General features: G+C 43.0%; 1 protein-coding gene. It reads left to right on the plus strand.

The window, feature by feature from the left end; all coding sequences use genetic code 11:
- The first annotated feature begins 198 nt into the window (after positions 1–198).
- Positions 199–2106, plus strand: a complete 1908-nt coding sequence (locus tag FM019_RS20700; protein ID WP_143838008.1) for a S8 family peptidase — start codon at positions 199–201, stop codon at positions 2104–2106.
- The last annotated feature ends 395 nt before the right edge of the window (positions 2107–2501 follow it).

Genomic DNA, 2501 nt, shown 5'->3' on the forward strand with positions numbered 1-2501 from the left:
GAAAGTTGACTTAAAATATGAATTAACTATTCACATATTGATTCATATTTTAATTTTGTTGTTTCATTATTTAAGTCTATTATCTTGCCGATTTATAAAACTCAATAAATACAATGCGTTACGAGGTTTGTAAAAGTTGGCACACTGTATGCAAAGTAACCAGCAGTTAGTAAAAATTTTCCGTTGTGGAGTAGTGAAATGAGTTTTTTTACAGATAAAAAGACATTATTGGTCGGGGCAATCTCCCTAATGAGTAGTGTTTCAGCAGTGATGCTGACAACCCAAAGCAGTGCACAGAGCACGCCTTTTTTTACTCAGTCAGGTAGCACTCCACAAATTGTGGTGAGCCAATCACACACTCAGGAAGAGCAGTCTTACATTCTGCAGGGCCTTAGCCGTAATGCCCTGGTTACTGCGGTAGAGAAAGTCGGCGGAGCAGTTGCCCGAGAATTTCCAATTATCAATGCCATCAGCGCTTACTTGACGTCACATCAGGCAACTGAGCTGGCCAGCATCAACGGCCTACGCATGACCGCTGACCGCAACGTAATGACCATGAGCACATTGGATAATGCAGTGGCTCAAACGGGTTTGGCGAAGAAGTTTGCCATCGACAATGACATTGCGACCCAGACCGAAGCCGATGAGCTACACGAGATGGGCATTACTGGACGCGGCGTCACCGTAGCGGTACTAGATAGTGGTACCTTGATGGGTGGCGTTGAAGGTAAACCGCTACTTCGTAACACTTACAATCGTTCACGGGCTTTTTATAAATACGACGCGACCCTTGGTCAAAGAACTCGTAAGCTAAACGATGATGAAAACGGTCACGGTAGTCACGTAACCGGGATTATTGCCAGTAGCTTAAAAAGTGAAAACGGTAAGTACAACGGTATGGCCCCAGATGTGTACTTGTTATCCGTTAAAGCGTTTGATGCAAACGGTAGCGGTAGCTACACCGATGTATTGGATGGTTTGAACTACATTTATCAAAACCGTAACAGATATCGTATCCGCGTAGTGAACTTGTCTTTGGGAGCTGAAGTACGTTCTCATTATTGGGACGATCCGGTTAACCAAGCGGTGATGCGTTTATGGGATGCCGGTATTGTAGTGGTCACTTCAGCAGGTAACTCTGGCTCAGAGCACGGTACTATCTCGGTGCCTGGTAACAACCCTTATGTGATTTCTGTAGGTGCGATGACCGACAGCTATACACCAGGCAATCCATTTGATGACCGTATGACAACGTTTTCGTCGAAAGGTCCTACTTACGAAGGTTTTGTGAAGCCAGAAGTGGTGGCCTTTGGTGGACATATCAGCTCGAAGATGAACAAAGCGTTGTTGAAGAATAAAAACCACGTTGAGTCATTAACGGGTGAAGATTACCACATGATTTCAGGGACGTCTCAAGCGGCAGCAGTGGTATCAGGTACTGTTGCCTTGATGCTTCAGTACAGCCCTGGCTTGAGCCCTGATGATGTGAAGTGTCGTTTGATGGATTCTGCCAATCGTGTGAGTGATCCTTCAACAGGCAAAGCTTACGACCCATTTACTCAAGGTGCAGGTTTGATCAACGCTTATGCAGCGGTGATGAGCACGGCAACAGGGTGTGCCAACCTTGGTTTAGATGTGCAAGCAGACTTAAATGGTGTGACCCACTTTGCAGGGCCAGCACGTGTTAACACAGCCGGTGAGTTAGGCATTTTAATAAGTAATGGCGATGTAATTACTGAAGGAACGGATTGGTTCAACGCAGAAGGAACGGACTGGTTCAATGCAGAAGGAACAGATTGGTTCAATGCAGAAGGAACAGATTGGTTCAATGCAGAAGGAACAGATTGGTTCAATGCACAAGGAACAGATTGGTTCAATGCACAAGGAACAGATTGGCTGCGAGTGGAAGGAACGGATTGGTTCAATGCAGAAGGAACGGATTGGTTCAACGCAGAAGGAACGGATTGGTTCAACGCAGAAGGAACGGACTGGTTTAATGCAGAAGGTGCAACAATTTCAACTGAAAGTGTAGAACAAGCACTCCTGGACGAGACAGTGGTTAACAGCACTGAGGAATCAGATGAACTGCTAGACCCAGTATTCTAAACAAGATTAAGTTACTGTAAGTATTGGCCGCACTTAAGTGCGGCCTTTTTATTTTCATTGCTACCATTAGTTTACATAAATTCAAAGTCATTTCGAACTATCATCCAATTTCGTCTTAATTACTTGCTCATTATATTTTTGCCTTTGCCTTTGCCTTTGCCTTTAAATCTCTATATCTATACGTCTGTAAAATCCGAAATTAATAAACGGGGTTTACCTTTTTTTAATATAAGCCCGGTAACTTATTTGCGCTATGAAAGTTGACTTAAAATATGAATTAACTATTCACATATTGATTCATATTTTAATTTTGTTGTTTCATTATTTAAGTCTATTATCTTGCCGATTTATAAAACTCAATAAATACAATGCGTTACGAGGTTTGTAAAAGTTGG

Origin of the sequence: Aliiglaciecola sp. M165, assembly GCF_007197995.1 — a bacterium.
GTDB lineage: Bacteria > Pseudomonadota > Gammaproteobacteria > Enterobacterales > Alteromonadaceae > Aliiglaciecola.

Coding starts and splice junctions, on each gene's coding strand:
- FM019_RS20700 (WP_143838008.1), top strand. CDS start 199: ATGAGTTTTTTTACAGATAAAAAGACATTATTGGTCGGGGCAATCTCC.